This window comes from Buttiauxella cochleicola, assembly GCF_021283185.1.
Classification (GTDB): Bacteria; Pseudomonadota; Gammaproteobacteria; order Enterobacterales; family Enterobacteriaceae; genus Buttiauxella; species Buttiauxella massiliensis.
Map to the genome: position 1 here is coordinate 103,238 of NZ_JAJSOS010000013.1, position 18,850 is coordinate 122,087.

An 18,850-nucleotide genomic window follows, 5' to 3' on the forward strand; every position below is an offset into this window, starting at 1 on the left:
CCTTTTCAAATTATTTGCATCAATGCTTGTCAAAATTATAACGCCACAGAAATCTGGGTGAGATTCTGATATTCTTGCGGCGAATTTGCATCATTAACCTGAGGCTTTACATCGTTTATGTCAGGCTGGCCAAGAATCTACTACAAATTACTTAATTTACCATTAGGCGTTCTGGTAAAGAGCAAGTCCATTCCGGCAGATCCACAGGCCGAACTGGGCTTAGATCCCACACGCCCAATAATGTATGTTCTGCCTTATAACTCAAAGGCGGACTTATTAACCCTGCGCGCGCAATGCCTCGCGCACAACTTGCCCGACCCTCTCGAGCCGTTAGAGATCGACGGTGCGGTATTGCCGCGCTATGTCTTTATCCATGGCGGCCCGCGTGTGTTCACTTATTACACGCCAAAAGAAGAGTCGATCAAGCTGTTCCATGATTATCTCGACTTGCACCGCAGCAATCCAAATCTGGATGTGCAGATGGTGCCGGTATCGGTGATGTTTGGCCGCTCTCCGGGTCGCGAAAAAGGCGAAGTTAACCCGCCACTGAAGATGCTTAACGGCATTCAGAAATTCTTCGCAGTCTCCTGGCTTGGGCGCGACAGCTTTGTGCGGTTCTCTGCACCTGTTTCGCTGCGCCAGATGGCAACCGATCACGGTACAGACAAAAAAATCGCCCAAAAACTGGCACGCGTGGCGCGTATGCACTTTGCTCGCCAGCGCTTAGCGACTGTTGGCCCGCGTCTGCCGGTACGTCAGGATCTGTTCAATAAGCTTTTGGCTTCAAAAGCTATTGCCCGTGCAGTAGAAGATGAAGCGCGCAGCAAGAAAATCTCCCATGAAAAAGCGCAGCAAAATGCTGTTGCCTTGATGGAAGAGATTGCGGCGAACTTCTCTTATGAAGCCGTTCGTTTGACCGACCGCGTATTAGGTCTGACGTGGAACCGTTTGTACCAGGGCATTAACGTTCACAATGCTGAACGCGTTCGCCAACTGGCTCATGACGGCCATGAGATTGTCTATGTGCCCTGCCACCGCAGCCACATGGACTACATGCTTCTGTCTTACGTGCTCTATCACCAGGGGCTGGTTCCTCCGCACATTGCAGCTGGTATCAACCTGAACTTCTGGCCAGCAGGCCCGATTTTCCGTCGCCTGGGCGCGTTCTTTATTCGCCGTACCTTTAAGGGCAGCAAACTCTACTCCACCGTGTTCCGTGAATATCTTGGCGAGCTGTTCAGCCGTGGCTATTCCGTTGAATACTTTGTGGAAGGTGGCCGTTCTCGTACCGGCCGTTTGCTAGACCCGAAAACCGGCACGCTGTCGATGACCATTCAGGCCATGCTGCGCGGCGGTACACGTCCAATTACATTGGTGCCGATTTACATTGGCTACGAGCATGTAATGGAAGTGGGGACTTACGCAAAAGAACTGCGCGGTGCGACTAAAGAAAAAGAGAGCTTCATGCAGATGGTACGTGGGCTGAGCAAGCTGCGTAACCTCGGCCAGGGCTATGTTAACTTCGGCGAACCAATGCCGTTGATGACATTCCTCAACCAGCGAGTGCCTGAGTGGCGTGATTCAATCGACCCGATTGAGGCCATCCGTCCGGCATGGTTAACGCCAACGGTTAATGAAATTGCTGCCGAACTGATGGTGCGTATTAACAATGCAGGCGCGGCAAACGCCATGAACCTGTGTTGTACCGCGCTCCTGGCATCGCGCCAGCGTTCACTGACGCGCGAACAACTGACCGAACAGCTCAACTGTTACCTGAGCCTGTTGCGTAATGTGCCGTATTCACCGGATGCGACCGCACCAGACCAGCCAGCAGAAGCGCTTATCGAACACGCGTTGCAGATGAACAAGTTTGAAGTAGAGAAAGATACGATTGGTGACATCATCATTCTGCCGCGTGAGCAGGCAGTGCTGATGACTTACTACCGTAACAACATCCTGCATATGCTGGTGTTACCTTCTCTGCTGGCTGCAATTATCACGCAGCATCGCCACATTTCCCGCAGCGAGCTTCTGCGTCAGGTTGAGCTGCTCTACCCGATGCTGAAGTCTGAGTTGTTCCTGCGTTGGGAAAAAGCTGAACTTGCCAGTGAAATGGATGCGCTGCTTAATGAACTGGTTCGTCAGGATCTGATTACCCTTACGGGTGAAGAAGTGGTGATTAACCCGGCACGCTCACGCACTATGCAGCTTCTGGCTGCAGGTGTTCGTGAAACGCTGCAACGTTACGCGATTACTTTCTGGCTGCTGAGTGCAAATCCATCGATTAACCGTGGGACGCTGGAGCGCGAAAGCCGCACCGTTGCCCAACGTTTGTCGGTGTTGCATGGCATTAATGCACCGGAGTTCTTCGATAAAGCTGTATTCACCTCGCTGGTATTAACCTTGCGTGATGAAGGCTATATCAGCGACACCGGAGATGCAGAACCCGCCGAAACGATGAAGGTCTACCAGATGCTGGCAGAGCTGATCATGCCGGATGTGCGTTTGACGATTGAAAGTGCGACGTCGCAGGCAGCGACCGAGTAAAAAATCTGGCGGATAAACGAAGTGTCATCCGCCATTTAGTTTCTTATACCCGAGCTACTTCGAGATGCAGGTAGGCGGCAATCGAACGAATCCCGATGAGCTTACTCAAGTAAGTGATTCGGGTGAATGAGAGCAGCCAACAACCCTGCAACTTGAAGGGCGATGGGTATAATTAGAAGTGCAGGTAACTCAACACCAACCCGATAAACAGTACCAGGCCAACATAGTTATTGTTCAGGAAAGCTTTAAAACAAGCATCACGGTCACGATTCGCCGTCAGCCGTTGCTGATGGAAAAAGAGCATCCCCGCCAGCGCAATAGACCAGTAGAACGCCCCACCTAATCCGTTTAACCAGCCAATCACCGCCAACAACACCATCACCGTAAACTGCAAAATACCGATAATCAGATTGTCATAGCGGCCAAATAAGATGGCTGTGGATTTAATGCCAATTTTCAGATCGTCATCGCGGTCAACCATTGCGTACTGCGTGTCATAAGCCACAGCCCAGCAAATATTGGTTAAAAACATCAGCCAACAGCTAAGTGGAACAGACTCGCTCACTGCGGCAAATGCCATCGGGATTGACCAGCCAAATGCGGCCCCTAGCACCACTTGCGGCAAATGAGTGTAGCGCTTCATAAACGGATAAACCCAGGCCAGCGCTAACCCCGCCACCGATAATAAAATCGTCATGGTATTAAGCGTCAGTACCAGTAAAAACGAAAGCACTACCAGTACCGCAAATAAGATACGCGCTTCTTTCTCGCTTACAGCCCCGCTCGGCAATGGCCTGTGCGCCGTGCGTTTCACGTGACCATCAAATTTGCGGTCAGCGTAGTCATTTACCACGCAACCCGCAGCGCGCATCATCCACACTCCGGCTATAAACACGCATAAAATGGTTAGCGGAGGCACTCCCGGTGTCGCAAGCCACAGCGCCCATAGGGTGGGCCATAACAACAAAAGCGAGCCAATTGGCTTATCAAGTCGCATCAGACGTTGATACGCCTGCCATTTACCCTGTTTCAGACTCCACTCCATTATTTTTCCTCCCGATACAACGGAGAAGCAGGAAGGAATAACTCGGTAAGCACCAGCGGCTTTCCAGCTAATCTCAGGCGGGAACGACGCCCCCACTGCTCCGAACTGCGGCCAATCTCAATAAAATCCCTTGTCAGGGAAGATGAACTAAACAGGTAGCGTCCAAGCGGCGTGGTTCCGAGCCTTTGTAAAGCAAGCTCTGGTCCTTCAAGGGTTGATTCAGGGACCACTGTACGCCCCAAAAGCCAGGGCACATCGTCACCGCAAAGCACAACTTCGCGCAACCAATAACGGCTGGACTCAGGCAACATATTAGCTTCAGGAAGAACGACATGCGATTCGAAAAAACCTTCACGCACAATGCGGGCAGTAACCCTGGAACAATACTGCTCAAAGCGTTTGGTCATTGAGTCTTCAAGCAACAGCCAGTCAAGGAGTGATGCACTCAACCCTTCTGGAATCGCAGCTTCAAAACGTAAGGCGCGCAATGGCGAAAGCGCGTCAGACATGGGAATTTCTCCGAAACAAAACCGAAAATCATTGTAACGCAGAATAGGTATAGCGGGGCAGGGAAAAGCTCACAAGCGTTTAACAATGCCGGGAACAATGCTAACCCTTCTAAATCATTCGAGTTGAATCAAGGCGGCAAACGAGAAAATCCCTCTGAGCTTACTAAAGTAAGTGATGAGGGTTTTTGAGCGCAGCCAACGCAGAGTCAGCTTGAAGGATGACGAAGGAAAAAAGGTGCGCCCGGAGGCGCACCAAACTTCAAACATCAGCACTGCGGGGAAACCATCACCCCTTGCCTTTTACACTGCTGATAAAGGTTTTACGGGCGCTCGTTGATCCCAGACGTTCAGCTTCATCCAGCAGTTTCAAGGCTTTATCAACATCGCCTTTCGCTACTGCATCTTTGATAGCCTGGTTGAAGTAGCTCTCTGTATCGCTAAGCACGGGTTCTTTTTTCGCGGCAGGAGCCGGAGCGGCTACAGGCGCAGTAGCTGTTGCTGCAACAGGTGCGGCATAAGCGGTAGCAGGCGCTGCGGTGTTACCCACAGTCACAGGGTCTGGACCAGATGAACCAAAGAGTGGCCCCACTAAAATGCTTGAACCAGAAGAGGTTTTTACCCGCAATTTCAGCGTGCCCGTCGTGCCATGGCTCGCAATTGGGTCTGGAATATCTGGGATCGCGTTGCCATTGCCTTTGGCATAGGCTTTGGCCGGATCAATCATCTTAGTGGTTTGTTGTGCATCTTTACTGGTGGTGAAGACCAATAAATAGAGTTTTTGCTGCCCCAATGCTGGCGTCAATTTAAACGTCCCTTCCAGGCGGTTATCAGACATCACGCCTGGTTCCTGGTAGGCAAAGAAACTGCTTGGGAAGTATGCAGCCGGGCGCAGGTTTTGATCCAAAACCAGTACGTTTGGCGCGAAGACCGTATCTTTTTCAACGACGCTGGTAAGGGTAATAGTCAGTTCACCAATACCCGCCGGAACGCTGTAAGCCGCTACCGGGCCAATAATGTCAGCGACACCCAGAGACTGTCCGCCAGTCGCAAGGTTTGTGGTATGCAGTTTGTTTTGAGTAACCGGCGTCCAGACAAGATTTTGTAATGCAGATTCAGGAATTGACGGCGCGGCAGAAACATCCTGCGGAACGATATTGATATCTGCCAGACTGATTCCGGGAACGCTGGCGAGCAACCCTGCGGAAAGGCAGAGTGCGAGGAGACTTTTTTTCATTTTCATTTTTATAGACCTCGAATGGGAAATCGGTGGAAAGTTGGCCAGGCAATAGCGCTTTCCATCGAAACAAGCATTGGCATAGAGGGTAATCATGATGGGGAGTTCAGTGGCGAGCTCCCCATCATTTCTTCACTTCAGGTTAATGCTGTATTACCACCAGATTTCCATCTGGGCACCGAAGGTGAATTCGTCGTCATTACCGCGGCTATTGGTGAAAGTACCATTACCGGTAGAATCAGTGGCTGCGACGCGAGTTATAGAGTCACCATCTTTAACATAACCCCATTTCTCATCCCATTTGGCGTAAGTTGCGAACAGACGCAGTGCCGGACGTGACCAAATGCTGTCGCCTGCCTGCCATTGTTGTGCCAGGGTGATTTTGTACTGACCGTTACGATCGCCAGTTTCCTGGGATTTCACGTTGTCGTAGCCAACTTCCAGCAAGGTACTCATGATTGGCGTCCATTTGTACATTGGGCGCACACCTACGGTGTACCATTCAGTACCCTGGTTATCATCCATATCCAGGTTCTGGTACATCGCAACGTACATCAGGTCCCATTGGTCAGCCAGAGTGATCGCGCCGTGGTCGAGAACACGAATCATGCTGCCGTCGTTGTTTACGCTACCGCCCTGCGCCTGGCCTTTGCCCTGCGAAGTCATAGAGTCAGTTGCATACTGCACAACGAATTTGTTGAAGCCTTTCATCATACTTTGCGTATGTTCAAGGGTCCCCATCCAACCATCTTTCGACGCACCTGGTTGCAGGTAGTAGTCGTCAGGAATGTTGGTGTGACCGTAGTCAACACCCAGTTCCAGTGTGCCGCCAGGGTTAGTTTCAATACCAGCCCAACGCACGTCAAATACGTCGTTTGGAACTTTGTTGTTGTAGGTACGTTCGCCAGTTACCGGGTCGCGATCGCCGAACGCTGAAGAACCGCCTGATTCAGAAGAACGAGTTGCTGCGAAGGAAAGTTTACCTGCACCTACGTCAATGTTTTCCAGACCTGCACCAGGACCAGAAATATCCCAGTAGTAGAAGTCGATCATGTGAACGTCATGACGTTGGTAGAAACGCTTACCAGCCCACATGTTTGCGCCAGGCAACGAGTCGATCAGGTTTTTACCCTGCACGTTGAATTCGCGAATCGCCGGGGTGTTGGTGTCTTCCCAGTCATTCAACTGCGGAGAGTTATAGGCAATGTTGGAGTCGAAATAGAAGCTCTTATCGCCTTCTTTCCAGACTTCCTGACCTAATTTAATTTCCGCGTACGTTTCGCACTCGTTACCCAGACGATATTTAGACTGAGCACCAGTTGCCTGGAAACATTCTTGCGGGCCGCCGCTACCGGTCCAGCCGATACCAGAACGGGCATAACCGTGGAAATCCACAGCCAGAGCCTGAACAGACATAACGCCTGCTGCTACGGCGACTGCCAGTGGGAGTTTGCGCAGAGTAATCATCGTTCTATCTCCTGAGATCATTGCTTTTCTTTTTTATGGGAATGCTTAAACACCTGGCTCTTGATGCAGCCGACGACATGCGGTGCCATCTTCTCGGAACAGATGGCAACGCTCTGGCGGCAAGCCAATAGCGAATGTGGCACCCTCTTTTACCAACACCACGTCATTCTGGCGGTACACCAGGTTCTGACGGATGGCGGGGATTTGGATATGAATCTGAGTTTCATGACCAAGCTGTTCAACAACCTGTACTTCGCCTTCGAGAGTGACGTCAGCGATATCGCTTGGCAGTAGGTGTTCCGGGCGAATACCAAGGGACATGTTGGCACCGACCTGAACTTCTTTGCTTTCCACCGGCAGCCAGACTTGCTGGCGGTTCGGTAATTCAACCTGCACCTGATCAATGGCAGTAGCGGTGACTTTTACTGGCAGGAAGTTCATTTTTGGCGAGCCAATAAAACCCGCAACAAAACGATCCGCCGGGTAGTGATATAGCTCGAGTGGTTTACCCACCTGCGCGACGCGGCCTGCGTCCAGCACCACAATTTTGTCGGCAAGCGTCATCGCTTCAACCTGGTCGTGGGTGACGTAAATCATGGTGCGACCAAGGCGCTTATGCAGTCGGGAAATCTCAATACGCATCTGCACACGCAGTGCCGCATCAAGGTTTGAAAGAGGTTCATCAAGCAGGAATACACGCGGTTCAGCCACCAGCGTACGGCCAATAGCAACGCGCTGACGCTGTCCACCAGAAAGTGCTTTCGGGCGACGTTCTAATAAATGTCCCAGTTGCAAAGTTTCTGAAACCTGGGTGACACGCTGATTGATATCGCTTTTCTTGGCACCAGCAAGCTTCAGGCCGAAGGACATGTTTTCAGCAACGGAGAGATGGGGATAAAGAGCATAAGACTGGAATACCATGCCGACGCCACGCTCAGCGGGAGGGATGTCGTTCATGCGAGTATCACCAATGAATAAATCACCGCTGGTGATCGTTTCCAGACCCGCAATCATGCGTAACAGTGTGGATTTACCGCAGCCTGACGGTCCAACAAAAACCACGAACTCACCTTCTTGAATGTCGAGGTTGATATCTTTCGACACCACCACATCACCCCAGGCTTTCGTTACGTTCCGTAGCTGTACGCTTGCCATGTACTTCTCCCTTCATTCCGTCACTCTGCTAAATGGCAGGTGATTCAAGATGTGTCGGACTATGAATGATCTATACATTTCGTGAATCCTCCACCCTGCTGTTTTTAATGGGGGAGGAGGCGGGAGGATGAGAAGCGAGTTTCTGCAACCGGTTACAGCAGGCGCGACAGTTTTTCGTGATCGTGGTTTCAAATTTCTGGGTGGTTTTGTGTGCTCTGGTACACATAACTGTCAGTTATGGAATGCAGATCACAGATACCAGGGTGGGGGCGTAGGGCTAAGGAGGATGAGAAGCACTTGCCATCTGCGCAAACTGGCATCCGTAACGCCACTACCTTGACCTTGATGTATCCACGCGCATAGCAAACCACCATTCAAAGGATGGGAATAAATATGAAAATTAAAACTGGCGCCCGCATCCTCGCTCTGTCTGCCCTGACAACGATGATGTTTTCCGCCTCTGCACTGGCAAAAATAGAAGAAGGCAAACTGGTCATCTGGATTAATGGTGACAAAGGCTATAACGGCCTTGCCGAAGTGGGTAAGAAGTTTGAGAAAGACACCGGTATTAAAGTCACCATCGAACACCCGGACAAACTGGAAGAAAAATTCCCACAAGTTGCGGCAACTGGCGATGGCCCGGACATCATCTTCTGGGCACACGACCGTTTCGGTGGTTATGCGCAATCTGGCCTGCTGGCCGAAATCACTCCAGATAAAGCTTTCCAGGACAAACTCTATCCGTTTACCTGGGACGCGGTTCGTTACAACGGCAAAATCATCGCTTACCCAGTTGCGGTTGAAGCACTCTCTCTGATTTACAACAAAGACCTCGTACCTAATCCGCCGAAAACCTGGGAAGAGATCCCAGCACTCGATAAGCAGCTGAAAGCGAAAGGTAAGAGTGCGTTGATGTTCAACCTGCAAGAACCGTACTTCACCTGGCCGCTTATCGCTGCTGACGGTGGTTATGCGTTCAAACTCGAAAACGGCAAATACGACGTGAAAGATGTGGGCGTGGATAGTGCAGGTGCGAAAGCTGGCCTGAGCTTCCTGGTCAACATGATTAAAAATAAAGAGATGAACGCGGATACCGATTACTCCATCGCAGAAGCTGCCTTTAACAAAGGCGAAACCGCGATGACTATCAACGGCCCGTGGGCATGGTCCAACATTGATAAGAGCAAAATCAATTACGGCGTAACGCTGTTGCCAACCTTCAAAGGCAAAGCATCTAAACCGTTCGTTGGTGTGCTCAGTGCCGGTATCAACGCCGCCAGCCCTAACAAAGAACTGGCGAAAGAGTTCCTGGAAAACTACCTGCTGACCGATCAGGGCCTGGCTGACGTTAACAAAGACAAGCCATTGGGTGCCGTTGCACTGAAATCCTACCAGGATCAACTGGCGAAAGACCCACGTATCGCCGCCACCATGGATAACGCCCAGAAAGGCGAAATCATGCCGAACGTGCCGCAGATGTCTGCGTTCTGGTATGCCGTTCGCACCGCCGTCATCAACGCAGTTAGCGGTCGTCAGACTGTTGATGAAGCGTTGAAAGATGCTCAGGGACGTATTACTAAGTAAGTATCTGGTCAATTCCCTCTCTGAAAAGAGAGGGAAAATAATAATATGATTAGATACCCAAAATAATTCGAGTTGCACCGAGGCGGCAAGAGAATGAGTCCTAATGAGCTTAGTAAACTAAGTGATTTGGGCGAGTTCTCACAGCCAACAAAGAGGCAACTGGAAGTATGAAGGGTATAGAGGAAGACCCCATGGATGTAGTTAAAAAGAACCACTGGTGGCAAAGCGATGCACTGAAATGGTCAGTCATCGGCCTGATGGGACTGCTGGTTGGTTATCTTGTCGTATTAATGTACGCCCAGGGGGAGTACCTGTTCGCCATTATGACGCTGATTTTAAGCTCACTTGGCTTATACATTTATGCAAATCGTAAGGCTTATGCCTGGCGCTATGTTTACCCGGGCCTTGCTGGCATGGGGCTGTTTGTTCTGTTCCCACTGGTTTGTACCATCGCCATTGCTTTCACCAACTACAGCAGCACCAACCAACTGACTCAAGAACGCGCACAGCAGGTGCTGATGGACCGCCAATATCAGGCGGGAAAAACCTTTAACTTTGGCCTTTACCCGGCGGGCGATGAATGGCAACTCGCGCTGACTGACGGCGAGTCAGGCAAGAATTTTATCTCTGATACCTTTAAGTTTGGTGGTGTTCAACACCTGAAACTGAAAGACGCCGATGCTCTTCCGGCAGGTGAGAAAGCCAATCTGCGCGTGATTACGCAAAACCGTGCGGCGCTGACGCAAATCACGGCTGAAATGCCTGATGAAAGCACGCTGACCATGAGCTCCCTGCGCCAGTTCTCCGGCACACGCCCACTTTACACTGAAGGTGAAAAGGGTGAACTGACCAATAACCAAAGCGGCGTGAAGTACCGCCCGAATAACAGCATTGGCTTCTACCAGTCTGTAAATGCCGACGGTAACTGGGGCAACGAGCAGTTAAGCCCAGGCTACACCGTGACTATCGGCTGGAAGAACTTCCTGCGTGTATTCCACGATGAAGGGATTCAAAAGCCTTTCATGGCAATCTTCGTCTGGACGGTTATTTTCTCAATCCTTACCGTAATTCTGACCGTTGCAGTAGGCATGATTCTGGCGTGTGTCGTGCAGTGGGAATCGCTGAAAGGCAAAGCAATTTACCGCGTGATGCTGATACTGCCCTACGCAGTGCCATCGTTTATTTCTATCCTGATTTTCAAAGGCTTGTTCAACCAAAGTTTCGGTGAAATCAACATGATGTTGAGCTCGCTGTTTGGTATCAAACCGGCCTGGTTTAGCGACCCGACCACTGCGCGTTCAATGATAATTATCGTGAATACCTGGCTCGGTTATCCGTACATGATGATTCTGTGCATGGGTTTGCTGAAAGCGATTCCGGACGACCTGTACGAAGCCTCTGCAATGGATGGTGCTGGCCCGTTCCAGAACTTCTTTAAGATTACGCTGCCGCTGCTGATTAAGCCGCTGACACCGCTGATGATCGCAAGCTTTGCCTTTAACTTTAACAACTTCGTGCTGATTCAACTGTTAACCAACGGTGGTCCGGATCGCCTTGGAACCACCACGCCTGCGGGCTACACGGACTTGCTGGTGAGCTACACCTACCGCATCGCCTTTGAAGGCGGCGGCGGTCAGGACTTTGGTTTAGCTGCGGCTATCGCCACGCTTATCTTCATTCTGGTTGGCGCACTCGCGATTGTTAACCTGAAAGCCACCCGCATGAAGTTTGATTAAGGAGCAACAAACATGGCTATGGTTCAACCGAAATCTCAGAAACTGCGTTTACTCTCAACGCACCTGTTACTACTCATTTTTATCGCGGCGATTATGTTCCCACTGCTGATGGTTATTGCGATTTCACTACGTCCGGGTAACTTCGCAACAGGCAGCCTGATCCCAGACCAAATCTCTTGGGAGCACTGGAAATTAGCACTTGGATTCAGCGTGCAGCATGCCGATGGCAGCGTAACGCCACCGCCGTTCCCGGTGCTGTTATGGTTGTGGAACTCGATCAAAATCGCGGCCATTACCGCACTGGGTATCGTGACGCTTTCCACCACTTGTGCCTATGCGTTTGCCCGTATGCGCTTCCCGGGCAAAGCCACGCTGCTGAAAGGGATGCTGATTTTCCAGATGTTCCCGGCGGTGCTGTCACTGGTGGCGTTGTACGCCTTGTTTGACCGCCTCGGCCAGTACATTCCGTTTATTGGTTTGAATACGCATGGTGGGGTGATCTTCGCCTATCTTGGCGGTATCGCACTGCATGTGTGGACGATTAAGGGCTATTTCGAAACGATTGATAATTCGCTGGAAGAAGCGGCAGCACTGGACGGCGCAACCCCATGGCAAGCCTTCCGCCTGGTGTTACTGCCACTTTCCGTACCGATTCTGGCGGTGGTGTTTATTCTGTCGTTTATCGCCGCAATTACCGAAGTGCCAGTGGCGTCGTTGCTGTTGCGCGATGTTAACAGCTACACCCTCGCAGTAGGTATGCAGCAATATCTCAACCCACAAAACTACCTGTGGGGCGACTTTGCCGCAGCAGCCGTGCTCTCTGCAATCCCGATTACTGTCGTGTTCTTACTGGCGCAACGCTGGCTGGTGAGCGGCCTGACGGCTGGAGGGGTGAAAGGTTAAGATTTCCTGTTGTTATTGCTCTACCTGATGTAATGCCACTGTCCCCCTCATTTGACCTTGGATTTACTTATGGCGGCCCTTAGGCCGCCTTTTTTTATTCTCGTTTTAAGCGATTGCTATTACACAGCCACAACGTAATCACCAGCACCAGGATTGCTCCGGAGTAAATCAGCACATCGCGCGGATCTTTATGGTCGATGATGATAAGACGCACAATGGCGGTGATACCGATATAGATAAAGTAGCGCAGCGGGAAGTGATAACCCGACTGAAAGTATTTAACGATCAACGCGATAAATTCGAAGTACAGGAAGTAAACCACCAGCCCTTCAATCAGCTGGTACTTGCTGGCTTGATCGGTGGGTGCAAACAACGATGTGGCTAAATGCAGCGTTTCTTTACCCAGGAAGATGATGAGGATTAAGCCAAGCGCAAGCAACGCCAGATTGAGGACCATTTGCATAACTTTAGCGATGAGCTCAACGCCGGGGGTGGTTGTCATAGGAACGCCTCGTGTTCTGGTATAGAGGTGTTGTTATACGTTAAAAATGTGATCTTGATCTCAATTATTTACTTATATAACCGTTCGCTGCCGGAGGATGGTCCTTATGGCAGATTGGTGACGGTTCCGTTCACCAGGTATTCAGTGATAAATGAAATTACCGAAGCGGTGAAAGGAAAACCTCCGATCACCCATCCTCGTAATTATTGGAACCCCATCAGGTTCCAATAAACCCTCGTTACCTGAAATTAATATCCCGATCGCTCGTCATCCCATACAACTCAAACTTGCGTCCCACCATCTGCCCACCGTCACGCGTCAGCGGTGTCCAGCTCACTTGCGCCCGGCTGCGGGTTGGTGAAGACGAGAAGATATCCAGCGGCACATTGACGTAGAAACCTTTGGTGAAGTCCCCTTCCCCGTACTCTTCTTTCGACACGTTGGTAATGGTCGCATAAGTGCCGACAACCACGCCGCTGTCGAAGCGTTTGGAGATTTCCAACGTGCCACCCTTATCTTTCGCCAGATATTGGCCGATGCTGAGTTTAACCAGCACGTCATCAGCAAACGGTGGCGCCCAGTAACCGGTAATGTGGCCGGTTGGCGCGCTGTAATCGGTGAACTTCATCATGTCCTGCGCACTACGCCAGTCACGCTGTTTGACGTAGTTAGCGTTGGCACCAATCGCCCAATTGCTGTCGACCGGGCGGTACAACACTTCCGCGCCCACCCCGCCATACATGGTTTCGAGATAACCGCCGTACACCTGTCCGTACCAGCTGTTGCCCAAATACTGGAAGTAGTTGGCTTGCAGGTTGTTGACGTAAATATCGTTCTCAACGTAGTCACGGACGTGGGTACGCACGCGCGGCAGTGTCGAGTCTTTTGGTGGATTGGTGTAGTTAAATTTGTCGTAGTTATTGGCGATGTTGGCAAAGAGGCTACCCGTGGTCAGCAAGTGATCCGTCACCCACCAGTCAGCAGTTCCCATCACGCCAACCTGATACATGTAGAAACTTTCTGGCCCGCCGACAGATTGGTTCAGTACCGGGTTAATCGAGAAATTCACCTTCGATTTATCGATGTAATAACCCTGTTCGGTTTTCTCAGGAATAACCGGTTCAACACGTTTTTGCACAAGCTGTGTTTCATGCCCCAGCGGCTCGCCTTCCAGATGGTTTTGCAGGCTGGCGACATCCGTTTGGGTCGTCACCTGCGGCATATTCAGGCGGGTTTCCGTCACGCGGATGGTGCGAATATTCTCCGGCAGGTCATTCATGATAATGCGGTTAGCACGCTCGATGCCTTCACGGGAGTCGCGGTATTTCACCTGCTCACCCGTGACATATAGGGTGTCGCCTTTCACCTGAATATTCGGGTTTGCCAGGCCTGCATTGTATTTAAGAAGCGTCAGCTGATTTGCGACAACCGTCGGCTGTAAAATTTCATCTTGCGGCTGCGGCTGGTATTGCGGGCGACGATTATCGTTATAGCCAGGGCGCAAGTCGTTGAAGTTAGTTCGCAGCGTGACACCAAACATAAAGGTATTGCCGCGCTCGTAGCTGACGTTAACGTCGGCCCAATCGGTGACACGATAAATAGCGCCGACGTTAAAGCTGCTACGTTGCTCGAGTTTTCCGGCAAAATCCTGAGTGTAATTGTTACCTTCGTATTCCGCTTTCAGGCGCAGCGGCTGCCACGGAGTCTGGTATTCAATACCGCCGAACAGTGATGCCGGTCCGTGGAACATGCCGCTAAAGTTGAACGATCCCGCCTGGTTGTAGCTGTTATCGCGATAGCAGAAGCCATCGCTCATTTCACAAAACGGGTTTTTCACATTGCCGCTGGTGCCCATGTAGCCCCAGCCCATGCCGAGGCTAAAATCGAACGGTCCCCAGGCTTTGCTCGCCACAACATATTCGCTATCGAACAAACCGGTGCCGCCTAAGTCACGCACACCCACCGACACCTGCGGCAGGTAATAGCCTTCTTCCCAAAGGCGAACTTTCATGTCGAAGGCTTTATCTTTGTAAGTCTGGTTACCCGAGAAAGCCTCGACGCTGCTGTACTCTCTGGTGCGCACGTCGGTGTAGCGCAAAGTCGTTTCCAGCCACGGGAAAAGCTGCACCGAGGCAGAGTAGAAGCGGTACTGATCGTTATCGCGATAGTTAAGGCTAAACTCGCCTTCTCGTGCCATGCGTGCAGTCGGTGTTTGCAGCAAACCCACACCGCCAAAATCCGATTGCGACGGGCCTACTGGGTCTGGAAAGGTTTCTGCCTGGCAGGCAGTAGATACAGCCAGCGCGAGCAGGCTGTAGAGATATTTTTTGTTCATCAATCCGGTCTCCGATGAGTCAGAGAGTTAAGGATTTGCTGATTCAAGTCGTTGAAATCAGAGTTAAATAGTCGCTCTTTAAAGCCGACAAACAGGATGCTGCCCGGTGTGAGTTCGACATGGCGGTTATTCCAGTAGGCCACTGGCGCTTTTTGGGTTTTGCCGTCCGGGTAAATCACCCATGCGAAACTGCGGTCAGCTCCGCTGAGTTTGTCGACACCATCGAGATATTCGTCGGCACTGCGCCCGGCAACGAAAGGTTTCACACCCGGTGAACTCACCAGCCCCATCAGCGTGATTGTGGAGGGCTGTGGCCCGGCCCACAGGCTGTAATCGCCTTGCAGCGGAACATTGGCGCGAGGGTGAACACGCACCCAGTCGGGGTCGAGATCGACAAACTGCCGCCCGGTAACGTGAATGGCCTGCATCTGTTGGCGCATGCCGTTGATGGCTGCGGCATCGTCACCGTCTTCTTCGGCGGCGAAACCCGATAAAGCGGTTAACAATTTCTGGTGCTCTTGTTCTGCAACCGCTGTTGCCTGCCGTTCGCTAATTACCGCGCCTGGCCACCAGGCCCGCGCAAGTGAGGGCTGCGAGACTAAATCACCGAGGCGTTCTAGGTTGGTGAGTTGCTGATTGCCGGGGTAAATAGTCACGTTTCCAGCGGCGTAAGAAAGCGTGCTGCTTAGCGCTAAAAATAACATGGATGCTGTTAATTTCATTCTTTGGCCGCCTTCAACAAAATCGTAGTGACAGGCCAATAATCCGGGCCAATATATTGTTTTGACTGACGTATATGACCTTCGCTGTCTATCCAGAAGCGGTTATGCCAGGTTTTGCCATCGGCGGTGATTTCTTCATCGAGAACACGAACGGGCGTGGTGCTTTCAGCAACTTTTAGCGTGTCGGTGCCATCCCAGGTAAAGGTTGAATGCGCTGTCGCCATTCGCGCCTGCTGATGCTCAGTCCAGGCAATTTGCCGCGTCCAACTCGCGCCATCGGTTATCTGATTTGCATGTACCAGCGGGTCGTTTGGCGTATTAGTCACTTGCTGGAGGTTGTCGCCAAGACCGGTGGTTTTTACGATGCGGCCCTGTTCGGTGACGATCATCGCCCGGTCTTGCGTTACCCATTTTTGCTGGCCGTTTTCGTCATATGCCAGAACGACAAATATTTGCGGGCCGTTATTGATGCTCATGTACTGGCTGGCGTAGCGCATATTCTGAATATCGTCATGGGTAAGCTGTACGCCATCACTGCCGACAATACTGTGCCAGAGCGATGAGCCAAGACCTTTAGTGGTGGCAGAGCAAGCCTGAAGTAACAGGCAAACAAGAAGAATTACGAGTCGCTGCACGAGGTTTCCCCGGAGTCGAAATAACCACACCGAAGTGTGGTTAGGATTAAATCACCCGGGATTTATCGGGTGCTGGTCGTTGTGGTTGTTGTGGTCCCAGTATTGGAACCATCACCGCCACCGGTTGCAGCAAGTGCTACACCCACTGCTGACCCGACAGTGCTGGCACTGGCCGCAGTAGAACTCCCTGCGGACTCGTAAGTAGCTTGTGCACCAGCGGCTTCACCTACAGCAACCGGATCTGCACTCGCCGCACCAGCTGCTGCCAGCGTGAATATGGCTAAAGCGCCATAAAGAACTTTCTTCATAACAATTTCCCTTCATTGAATGAATGGAGATTTGCCCAAAAGGAATTTCAGGCGCTTTCGAGTATACACAACAAGTAATAGCGGCAGACCGTAGCGAGGAATAAGGAGTGAGCTTTAAGATAATTGGAAATATAACTATGCTGGGAAAACTTTTATTTCATTTAAATGATAAAAAACAGACAGTTAAAATATAATAAAGAGAAAATATAATCTTATTAATCCGAAAGTAAACCTGCTGAATTATCAGGTTATAGGTTTTTTTAGGATTAACCTCAGCGAGGTAATTCGAGGATATTAAGCGACAAGGGGAATTATCTTATTTAAATAAATAAGCCGACCATAAGGCCGGCTTATATTTAATGCTAAATGCTAATTAAGCACGCCAGGACTTATAACGGTTAATTAAACCGTTCGTAGAACTGTCATGAGTGCTGATTTCAGCCGCATCACCCAGCTCCGGCAGAATACGGTTAGCCAGTTGCTTACCTAATTCCACGCCCCACTGATCGAAGGTGAAGATGTTCAGAATTGCACCCTGAGTGAAGATCTTGTGCTCATACAGCGCAATCAGTGCACCCAGGCTGAACGGAGTGATTTCACGCAGCAGGATGGAGTTGGTTGGACGGTTACCTTCGAACACTTTGAACGGCACAACGTGATCCAGTGTTTTAGGATCCAGACCCTGAGCTGCATATTCCTGCTCAACCACTTCGCGAGCTTTACCAAATGCCAGTGCTTCTGTCTGAGCAAAGAAGTTAGACAGCAGTTTTGGATGGTGGTCAGAAAGCGGGTTGTGGCTGGTCGCTGGTGCGATGAAGTCACAAGGAACCATTTTGGTGCCCTGGTGAATCAGCTGGTAGAACGCGTGCTGGCCGTTAGTGCCAGGCTCACCCCAGATAATTGGGCCAGTCTGGTAATCCACAGCATTGCCGTTACGGTCAACATACTTACCGTTGGATTCCATGTTGCCCTGCTGGAAGTAAGCCGCAAAACGGTGCATGTACTGGTCGTATGGCAGAATTGCTTCGGTTTCAGCGCCGAAGAAATTGTTGTACCAGATACCGATCAGCGCCAGCAGCACTGGCAGGTTCTGTTCTGCCGGGGTGTTAGCAAAATGCTGGTCCATCGCGTGTGCGCCAGACAGCAGTTCTACGAAGTTTTCGTAACCCACAGACAGGATGATGGACAAGCCAATTGCGGACCACAGGGAATAACGGCCGCCGACCCAATCCCAGAACTCAAACATGTTGGCAGTGTCGATGCCGAACTCGCCAACGGCTTTCGCGTTGGTAGACAGCGCGGCGAAGTGTTTCGCGACGTGTTTGTTATCGCCAGCAGTTGCCAGGAACCAGTCGCGCGCGCTGTGGGCGTTGGTCATAGTTTCTTGCGTGGTGAAGGTTTTAGACGCGACCAGGAACAGCGTGGTTTCCGGGTCAACGTTCTTCAGCACTTCGGCAATGTGAGTGCCATCAACGTTAGATACAAAGTGCATATTGAGGTGGTTTTTGTACGGACGCAGTGCTTCGGTCACCATGAATGGGCCGAGGTCTGAACCGCCAATACCGATGTTCACAATGTCAGTAATCGCTTTGCCGGTGTAGCCTTTCCAGTTACCGCTGATGATGCTCTCAGAGAAGGTTTTCATCTTCTCAAGCACCGCGTTCACTTCTGGCATTACATCTTTGCCATCAACAATGATTGGCGTGTTGCTGCGGTTACGCAATGCAACGTGCAGCACGGCGCGATCTTCAGTGCGGTTAATCTTCTCGCCAGAGAACATGGATTTGATTGCGCCTTGCAAATCCGTCTCTTTTGCCAACGCTTGCAGCTTGGTCAGGGTTTCTTCGGTGATGCGGTTTTTGGAGTAATCCACCAGCATTAAATCGTCGAAAGTGGCGGAGAATTTACCAAAGCGGTCAGCATCCTGAGCAAACAGCTCAGCGATTGTGACGTCTTTCATTTCGTCAAAATGCGCCTGTAAAGCCTGCCATGCAGCGGTCTGCGTTGGGTTGATATTTTTCATAGCGTTACCCTTTTGATTTGAGAACTGTGACTGCGGTCAATTGTATATCCACAAAACAGGATTTGTGATGATTTTTCTACCATTGCACCGGGAATACCGTTTCAGATTATGTGGCCGCGAAAAAGTTGCCGGGTGGGACTCAGCC

The 18,850-nt window shown here is 50.9% G+C and carries 15 protein-coding genes; 4 read left to right on the top strand and 11 right to left on the bottom strand.

Annotated features, from left to right (window positions below):
* The first annotated feature begins 117 nt into the window (after positions 1-117).
* On the top strand, positions 118-2,547 hold the full coding sequence (plsB, locus tag LVQ76_RS18860; protein WP_232865348.1) for a glycerol-3-phosphate 1-O-acyltransferase PlsB: 2,430 nt from the start codon (positions 118-120) through the stop codon (positions 2,545-2,547).
* A 172-nt stretch (positions 2,548-2,719) separates the two neighbouring features.
* On the opposite strand, the gene ubiA is transcribed toward plsB, so the two are convergent.
* The 5 genes from ubiA to malK all read right to left on the bottom strand — a co-directional run bounded on the left by ubiA (position 2,720) and on the right by malK (position 7,957).
* On the bottom strand, positions 2,720-3,592 hold the full coding sequence (gene ubiA / locus LVQ76_RS18865) for a 4-hydroxybenzoate octaprenyltransferase (protein ID WP_232922257.1): 873 nt from the start codon (positions 3,590-3,592) through the stop codon (positions 2,720-2,722).
* Entirely contained in the window at positions 3,592-4,101 is a 510-nt protein-coding gene (gene ubiC / locus LVQ76_RS18870; RefSeq protein ID WP_232865347.1) for a chorismate lyase, read from the bottom strand. Before ubiC ends, ubiA begins: the two co-directional genes overlap by 1 nt.
* Before the next feature lie 286 nt (positions 4,102-4,387).
* Positions 4,388-5,341 carry a maltose operon protein MalM gene (gene malM, locus LVQ76_RS18875; protein WP_232865346.1) on the bottom strand — a complete coding sequence of 318 codons (954 nt, stop codon included), beginning with the start codon at positions 5,339-5,341 and terminating at the stop codon, positions 4,388-4,390.
* Positions 5,342-5,488: 147 nt separating this feature from the next.
* Entirely contained in the window at positions 5,489-6,802 is a 1,314-nt protein-coding gene (locus tag LVQ76_RS18880) for a maltoporin (protein WP_232922258.1), read from the bottom strand.
* Positions 6,803-6,847: 45 nt separating this feature from the next.
* Entirely contained in the window at positions 6,848-7,957 is a 1,110-nt protein-coding gene (gene malK / locus LVQ76_RS18885) for a maltose/maltodextrin ABC transporter ATP-binding protein MalK (protein ID WP_064515357.1), read from the bottom strand.
* 393 nt (positions 7,958-8,350) lie between these two features.
* Here malK and malE point away from each other — a divergent pair, with 393 nt between their 5' ends.
* From malE to malG, 3 genes are all read left to right on the top strand, one after another.
* Entirely contained in the window at positions 8,351-9,541 is a 1,191-nt protein-coding gene (gene malE / locus LVQ76_RS18890) for a maltose/maltodextrin ABC transporter substrate-binding protein MalE (RefSeq protein ID WP_232865344.1), read from the top strand.
* Positions 9,542-9,732: 191 nt separating this feature from the next.
* Positions 9,733-11,277: a maltose ABC transporter permease MalF gene (gene malF, locus LVQ76_RS18895; RefSeq protein ID WP_232865343.1), complete on the top strand. Its 1,545-nt coding sequence runs from the start codon at positions 9,733-9,735 to the stop codon at positions 11,275-11,277.
* Positions 11,278-11,289: 12 nt separating this feature from the next.
* Positions 11,290-12,180 (top strand): maltose ABC transporter permease MalG, encoded by an 891-nt coding sequence (gene malG, locus LVQ76_RS18900; RefSeq protein ID WP_232922259.1) that lies wholly within the window; start codon positions 11,290-11,292, stop codon positions 12,178-12,180.
* Between the two features lie 94 nt (positions 12,181-12,274).
* On the opposite strand, the gene psiE is transcribed toward malG, so the two are convergent.
* The 6 genes from psiE to pgi form a co-directional block, all read right to left on the bottom strand.
* A complete protein-coding gene (gene psiE, locus LVQ76_RS18905) occupies positions 12,275-12,682 on the bottom strand; it encodes a phosphate-starvation-inducible protein PsiE (RefSeq protein ID WP_134186069.1) in 408 nt (135 codons plus the stop codon).
* 238 nt (positions 12,683-12,920) lie between these two features.
* Positions 12,921-15,017, bottom strand: coding sequence for a YjbH domain-containing protein (locus LVQ76_RS18910; protein WP_232922260.1), 2,097 nt, complete (start codon positions 15,015-15,017; stop codon positions 12,921-12,923).
* A complete protein-coding gene (locus tag LVQ76_RS18915) occupies positions 15,017-15,739 on the bottom strand; it encodes a capsule biosynthesis GfcC D2 domain-containing protein (protein WP_232922261.1) in 723 nt (240 codons plus the stop codon). Before LVQ76_RS18915 ends, LVQ76_RS18910 begins: the two co-directional genes overlap by 1 nt.
* Entirely contained in the window at positions 15,736-16,374 is a 639-nt protein-coding gene (locus LVQ76_RS18920; RefSeq protein WP_232865340.1) for a YjbF family lipoprotein, read from the bottom strand. Before LVQ76_RS18920 ends, LVQ76_RS18915 begins: the two co-directional genes overlap by 4 nt.
* 62 nt (positions 16,375-16,436) lie before the next feature.
* Positions 16,437-16,682, bottom strand: a complete 246-nt coding sequence (gene yjbE, locus LVQ76_RS18925; protein WP_064515341.1) for an exopolysaccharide production protein YjbE — start codon at positions 16,680-16,682, stop codon at positions 16,437-16,439.
* 373 nt (positions 16,683-17,055) lie between these two features.
* The gene (pgi, locus tag LVQ76_RS18930; RefSeq protein ID WP_232904756.1) at positions 17,056-18,705 is read right to left on the bottom strand and encodes a glucose-6-phosphate isomerase; all 1,650 of its coding nucleotides are present in this window, start codon (positions 18,703-18,705) and stop codon (positions 17,056-17,058) included.
* Positions 18,706-18,850: the final 145 nt, after the last annotated feature.

Coding starts and splice junctions, on each gene's coding strand:
- plsB (WP_232865348.1), top strand. CDS start 118: ATGTCAGGCTGGCCAAGAATCTACTACAAATTACTTAATTTACCATTA.
- ubiA (WP_232922257.1), bottom strand. CDS start 3,592: ATGGAGTGGAGTCTGAAACAGGGTAAATGGCAGGCGTATCAACGTCTG.
- ubiC (WP_232865347.1), bottom strand. CDS start 4,101: ATGTCTGACGCGCTTTCGCCATTGCGCGCCTTACGTTTTGAAGCTGCG.
- malM (WP_232865346.1), bottom strand. CDS start 5,341: ATGAAAATGAAAAAAAGTCTCCTCGCACTCTGCCTTTCCGCAGGGTTG.
- LVQ76_RS18880 (WP_232922258.1), bottom strand. CDS start 6,802: ATGATTACTCTGCGCAAACTCCCACTGGCAGTCGCCGTAGCAGCAGGC.
- malK (WP_064515357.1), bottom strand. CDS start 7,957: ATGGCAAGCGTACAGCTACGGAACGTAACGAAAGCCTGGGGTGATGTG.
- malE (WP_232865344.1), top strand. CDS start 8,351: ATGAAAATTAAAACTGGCGCCCGCATCCTCGCTCTGTCTGCCCTGACA.
- malF (WP_232865343.1), top strand. CDS start 9,733: ATGGATGTAGTTAAAAAGAACCACTGGTGGCAAAGCGATGCACTGAAA.
- malG (WP_232922259.1), top strand. CDS start 11,290: ATGGCTATGGTTCAACCGAAATCTCAGAAACTGCGTTTACTCTCAACG.
- psiE (WP_134186069.1), bottom strand. CDS start 12,682: ATGACAACCACCCCCGGCGTTGAGCTCATCGCTAAAGTTATGCAAATG.
- LVQ76_RS18910 (WP_232922260.1), bottom strand. CDS start 15,017: ATGAACAAAAAATATCTCTACAGCCTGCTCGCGCTGGCTGTATCTACT.
- LVQ76_RS18915 (WP_232922261.1), bottom strand. CDS start 15,739: ATGAAATTAACAGCATCCATGTTATTTTTAGCGCTAAGCAGCACGCTT.
- yjbE (WP_064515341.1), bottom strand. CDS start 16,682: ATGAAGAAAGTTCTTTATGGCGCTTTAGCCATATTCACGCTGGCAGCA.
- pgi (WP_232904756.1), bottom strand. CDS start 18,705: ATGAAAAATATCAACCCAACGCAGACCGCTGCATGGCAGGCTTTACAG.